Genomic DNA, 6,132 nt, shown 5'->3' with positions numbered 1-6,132 from the left:
AATGGAAGATGTATATCCGTTAAGTCCTTTACAAAAGGGAATGTATTATCATTGGTTAGCCTCTCCAACATCCTACTTTGAGCAAGTAAGCTATCGGTTAAAAGGATGTTTAGATATAGCTTTACTAGAAAAAAGCTATGAAGTTTTGGTTGATAGACATGCCGCTCTAAGAACTTTTTTTACCCATAAATTTGGAGAAGAAGTTCTGCAGGTGGTTAAAAAAGTAGGAGAGTCAACATTTTCTTATGAAGATGTAAGCTTAATTCCAGACTTTTCCTTTCAAGAGTTTAAGGAAAAAGATAGAAATAAAGGATTTGATTTGAGCAGAGGCTCACAAATGCGAATAAGTATTTTGAAAATAGAAACCGAAACATACGAATTGGTTTGGAGCCAACACCATATTTTAATGGACGGATGGTGTATAAGTATTTTAATTAAAGATTTTTTTCAGATTTATAATGATTTAAAGATCAATAAAAAACCAGTATTAGATCAAGTTGTTCCTTATTCGAAATATATACAATGGCTCGAAAAAGTAGATGTGTCCAAATCAAAAGAATATTGGAAAAACTATTTATTAAATTATGAAACCAAAAGTTCACCTCCTAAAAAAACAGTGGCCAGTAAAGGATCTGTTTCTAAAGAAATTACTTTAAAAATTGAAGGATCAGTAAGAAATGAAATAGAGCATGTTTGTGCGAATCTGGGAATAACAGAAAACATTTTTATTCAAACAATTTGGGGGATTCTTTTAGGAAAATATAATGGAACTAATGATGTTGTTTTCGGTTCTGTAGTATCTGGTAGACCAGCTGAAATAATAGGGGTTGAAAAAATAATAGGACTATTTATAAACACAATTCCTGTTCGTATACAATCGCAAAAGAATATGACAGCAAAAGAACTTTTTAAACAAGTTATGCAGCAGTCAATTAACAGTACCTATCATCATTACATTCAATTAAGTGACGTATTAGGAGAGAGTGATTTAGGAAGAGATTTATTTGATCATATTTTAGTCTTTGAAAATTTTCCTATAGATGATAATTTAATAGTTGAGTCAGAACAGGAATTTTCAGTATTAGAATCTGAAATTTATGAGCATAATAATTATGATTTTACAATTGCTGTTGTTCCAGGAAAGGATAGTTTAGACATCAGGTTTACTTATAATGGTCAAATCTATGATGCTTTAGTAATAGAAAGATTAAAAGCGCATTTTAAAAATTGTATTGAAGCCATTGCCAAAGATCCTAATATTATTATTCACACACTAGATTATGTCTCAAAAGAAGAAAAGCAACAAATAATAATAGATTTTAATAATGATACATTAGTAAATAATAAAGCAAATAATCTAATTACTCTTTTAGAAGAATATACAAAAAAAACACCTAATGAAATTGCGGTGGTTTATGAAGACAAAAGCATAACATATAAAACATTAGAAGAAAAATCTAATCAATTCGCTCATTATTTAAAAAGTAATTATGAAATTGGGTTAGGAGACACTGTTGTTGTTAAACTAGAGAAGACAGAATGGATTATTATAGCCTTGTTAGGAATATTAAAATCTGGTGGAGTATATGTTCCTGTTGATATAAATTATCCAAAAGAAAGAATTCAATTTATTGTAGAAGATTGTAACTGTAAAGTGATAATCGATGAAGAAAAAATAAGCCAGTTTAAAAATAAAACCGAAATATGGCCATTACATAATGATTTTAAAATAAGATTGTTACAAAATGATTTAGCTTATATTATTTATACATCGGGAACTACAGGAAAACCCAAAGGTGTAATGGTTGAACATAAAAATATAGTGTCGTTTATTGAAAGTTGCAAAAAAGAATTTAGTATTGAAAAATTAAGATTACCATTATTATCATCTAATGCCTTTGATATTTCTTTATTTGAATTGTTATATCCTTTAGCGACAGGAGGAACAGTTACAATTTTAAGCAATAATAACATTAAAGACATAAATTATTTAACGCAATGCATGAAAAAGGCAAATGCATTTCATGCTGTACCGGCGTTAATGACTCAAGTATTGCATTATATAAAAAGCACAAATACGCAGTATCAATTTCAAGGAATTAATAACCTGTTTATAGGAGGAGATGCAGTTCCTACAAGTATTCTAAAAGAAATGAGAGAAGTCTTTCCAAATGCAGCCATACACGAACTTTATGGGCCAACAGAGAGTACGATATTTGTTACGGCTCATCATTATCATAGTACTTCAAAAGATAATGAATACAACGGAGCCTTAATAGGAAGTCCTAATCCAAATTCAAGTATATATATTCTTGATGAGTATAATCAAGCTTGTGGATTGGGAATAGTAGGGGAAATATGTGTAGGAGGTGACGGAGTTACAAGAGGTTATATAAATCAACTAGAGTTAACAGAAGAAAAATTTATCAAAAACCCATTTGATTTAAGCGGTAGAATATACAAAACTGGAGATTTAGGTTGTTGGTTAGCCGACGGTAATATTGAGTTTTTAGGTAGAAAAGATCAGCAAGTAAAAATACGCGGATACAGAATTGAGCTTGGAGAGATAGAGAATACCATTTCGCAGTATTCAGAGGATTTAAAACAAGTAGTTGTTGAAGTAAAAGAAAACAATCAGGAGAAAGTATTGGTAGCTTATCTAGTATCGAACATCAATGTAGATAAATTAGAATTGCGAAATTTTGTACAAAGCAGACTACCTGATTATATGGTTCCGGGTTTTTATGTCATATTAGAAAACCTACCCTTAACTTCAAATGGAAAAATAGATAGAAAGGCCCTGCCGAGCATCTCAGGTGAAGACATTATTAAAAGAGAATATGTAGCTCCAAGAAACGAAACCGAAGAGAAATTAGCAGAGATCTGGCAAGAGGTATTAGGAATAGAAAAAATAGGTATAACCGATAACTTCTTTGAGTTAGGAGGACATAGTTTAAAAGCGACACGTTTAATTGCAGAAATTTATAAACATTTTCAAGTAGAATTTAATATATCTCTATTATTTGAAGCACCTATTTTAGGAGATTTATCTAATGAAATAGATAATGTAATTTGGGTTAATACGGCTATAAATAGTAAAGGTGTAGAAACAGATGATATTGTTATATGAAAATTAAAAGACCGAGGCCAAGCAAAATAATAAAAGAGTTGGAGAGTAATGAAAGGGAATATCATAGGCAAGCCTAATAATAAAACTGAAATTTACATACAAGATCCTTAATAAAGATTATGCCATCACATTTTTTCAATTAAAATAAATACTAATGATAAGATTGATCTTAAAAAATAATTTTTTAAAGATATTGAAATGCAAACGCATGTTAAATATGTTGAGCCAAGGAAATAAATCGATAAAAAACTAATTAAATTTTGGAAACAAATCCTGGAAGTTGATAAAATCGGAATAAAAGATAATTTATTTGATTTAGGATGGCGTAGCTTAAAAGCTACAAGAGTAATTAGTAATATCCACAGAGAATTTAATTTAAGGCTTAATCTGTTAACAATATTTAATAATCTAACAATAGAACACCTGTCTGATGAGATAGACAAAATGATATGGGTAAACACGGAAGAACTAGAAGAAAGTGATTTTGAAAATTATATCATATAAAAAGCTGAACAATGATATCAATTCTAAATACCGTTTTAAATAAATACTAAATATGATTGAAAAAACTCTTTCGACTCATACATATGATGTCGTAAATCCACTATTGACCAATTTAGGCGAAGATGTTATGGGTTTCCTTAACGAAGTTCAATTACAATATCCAAAAGCAATCTCATTTGCATCCGGGCGTCCTGATGCCAATTATTTTAATATTGAAAAATTTTCAGAATACCTCAATTTTTTTATAAAAACAGTAGCTTTAGATAAGGGAATAACAGAAAAAGAAGTTCTAAACGATTTAGGACAATATAATAGAACTAAAGGGATAATAAATAATGAAATAGCAAAATATCTATTGATAGACGAATCTATACAAGCCGATCCTGAAGATACAATAATTACTGTTGGCGCGCAGGAAAGTATTGCAATGGGGATAATGACTGTATGTGATAAAGACAAAGATATTATCTTAGTAGAAGATCCAGCCTATGTTGGAATAACACATTTTTCGAAAATTAACGGATATGATATAGACGGAATTCCTGTTACTTCCGAAGGTATTTCATTAGAAAAAATAGAAGAAAAAATTCAGTACTACCGTAGTATAGATAAAAATGTTAAAGTAGTATATGTTATTCCAAATTTCCAAAACCCTACAGGAATAGCAATGTCTTTAGCAAATAGATATCGATTATTAGAATTAGCCGAAACCTATAATTTTTTAATTTTTGAAGATAATGCCTATGGCGATTTTTCATATGAAGACAAGGAATATCCTTCCCTAAAATCATTAGACAAAAGCAATAGAGTTATTTACTTAAGATCACTTTCAAAAACTTTATATCCTTCCCTACGTCTTTCAATAATGGTAGTAACTCAATCAATATCTGTTAACGGGGAAATAGTGAGATTGAGTGATTTAATGGCAAAGACAAAAGGATACATCACAGTAAATACGCCATCAATAATTCAAGCCATGTTTGGTGGGTTGTTAAGGCAGAATAAATATTCTCTGAAAGAACTAAATCAAGAAAAAATACTTGGCATGAAAACAAAGAGAGATCACCTCTTAAAATGTCTTGAACAGACTTTCGATACTGAAAAATATACTTGGGCTAAACATATAAAATGGAATAAACCAGAAGGTGGTTTTTTTATTAAAATAATGCTTCCTTTTCATGTTACAAAACAAGATGTATGGGATTGTGCAGAAAGATTTAAAGTCATTTTTACGCCCATGTCTTTTTTTTACTTAGATGAAGGCGGAGAAAAAGAATTACGATTAGCATTCAGTAATCTCTCTCTAGAAGAGATGAAAATAGGCATAGAACGACTAGCAAATTTTATAGAAACAAAAATAAACAACCAATAAGAGTTAAACGATGAAAAGCAAAAATGAAATAATAGTATCTGATCTTTTAAAAATAGAGTACGATTTTATAGAGTATTATGTAGGTATGGCAAAAATGGTTGTTTACTGGCATGTAAAAGCATTAGGTTTTAAAGTAATCGCTTATGCTGGTCCAGAAACGGGTGTTAAAGATCGTTGTTCATATTATATTGTTAAGAATGATATAAAACTTGTAATCACATCTGCATCACAACCTAGTTCCTATAAAATAGTATCATTTGTAGACTTACATGGAAATGGAATTAAGAGAATGGCTATTAATGTTGATAATGTAAAGGAATTCTTTGGAAGAGCTATGAAAAATGGCGCAATACCAATAGAACATCCACATTTAACATCAGATGATATGGGTTTTGTAGAACAGGCCTCATTAAAAATGTTCGATGATAATGAAATTGTTTTAATTAATTATGACAATTACAATGGAGATTTTCTTCCAGGTTATAAAAACGTTGAAAAAGAATGGGATTTTGATTATAAAGATTCTGCATTAAAGAAAATTGATCATATAGCTTGTGCCTTACGTTTAAATGAAATTACACTTTGGGAAAATTATTTCAATAATATTTTTCTATCAAAAACAGTTTTAGAATTTGATGAAAGACAAGAAAATGGAAAGAAAATAGGAATGCTTTTAAAAGTATTACAATCCGAAAACAAATCTATAAATAATGTTTTAGTCGAGCCAGAACATGGAGTAAATACACAAGTACAGTTATTTATTGATCAAAACTATGGTACTGGAATACAACATATTGCTTTTGAGTCTAATAATATATTTAAATCAGTAGAAGCTCTAAGAGAAAATGGTGTGAAGTTTACAAAATATCCTGAATCATATTATGATAAACTTGAAAAAAAACACCCACAATTGGATGTCGATATTCTAAGAAAACATGGAGTATTATGTGATGTGGTAGATGGTGCCTTATTGTTTCAAATTTTTACTGTCCCAATAGGAGATAGAGCTACATTTTTTTATGAAATCGTACAACGTGTAAATGATTATAATGGTTTTGGACTAGATAATATTCATGCACTATTTGACGCTATGGAACAAGAATTAAAACTAAAAAGGCAATATTAG

At 29.6% G+C, this 6,132-nt stretch carries 4 protein-coding genes; all 4 read left to right on the top strand.

Translation table 11 applies throughout. The annotated features are described in order from the left end of the window. Window position 1: 1 nt before the first annotated feature. The 4 genes from AC061E_RS10275 to AC061E_RS10260 all read left to right on the top strand — a co-directional run bounded on the left by AC061E_RS10275 (window position 2) and on the right by AC061E_RS10260 (window position 6,132). Window positions 2-3,130, top strand: a complete 3,129-nt coding sequence (locus tag AC061E_RS10275) for a non-ribosomal peptide synthetase (protein ID WP_478286161.1) — start codon at window positions 2-4, stop codon at window positions 3,128-3,130. Between the two features lie 237 nt (window positions 3,131-3,367). Continuing rightward, window positions 3,368-3,634, top strand: a complete 267-nt coding sequence (locus tag AC061E_RS10270; protein ID WP_478286192.1) for a phosphopantetheine-binding protein — start codon at window positions 3,368-3,370, stop codon at window positions 3,632-3,634. A gap of 52 nt (window positions 3,635-3,686) precedes the next feature. Further along, the gene (locus tag AC061E_RS10265) at window positions 3,687-5,006 is read left to right on the top strand and encodes an aminotransferase-like domain-containing protein (RefSeq protein WP_478286160.1); all 1,320 of its coding nucleotides are present in this window, start codon (window positions 3,687-3,689) and stop codon (window positions 5,004-5,006) included. A gap of 10 nt (window positions 5,007-5,016) precedes the next feature. After that, on the top strand, window positions 5,017-6,132 hold the full coding sequence (locus AC061E_RS10260) for a 4-hydroxyphenylpyruvate dioxygenase family protein (RefSeq protein ID WP_478286159.1): 1,116 nt from the start codon (window positions 5,017-5,019) through the stop codon (window positions 6,130-6,132).

The organism is Flavobacterium sp. GNP011, from assembly GCF_056428925.1.
The sequence above is the reverse complement of the archived record's forward strand: the minus strand, read 5'-3'. Positions and strand labels throughout refer to the sequence as shown.

Bases quoted from the DNA above. Each gene is read 5' to 3' on its own strand.
- AC061E_RS10275 (WP_478286161.1), top strand. From the start codon at position 2: ATGGAAGATGTATATCCGTTAAGTCCTTTACAAAAGGGAATGTATTAT.
- AC061E_RS10265 (WP_478286160.1), top strand. From the start codon at position 3,687: ATGATTGAAAAAACTCTTTCGACTCATACATATGATGTCGTAAATCCA.
- AC061E_RS10260 (WP_478286159.1), top strand. From the start codon at position 5,017: ATGAAAAGCAAAAATGAAATAATAGTATCTGATCTTTTAAAAATAGAG.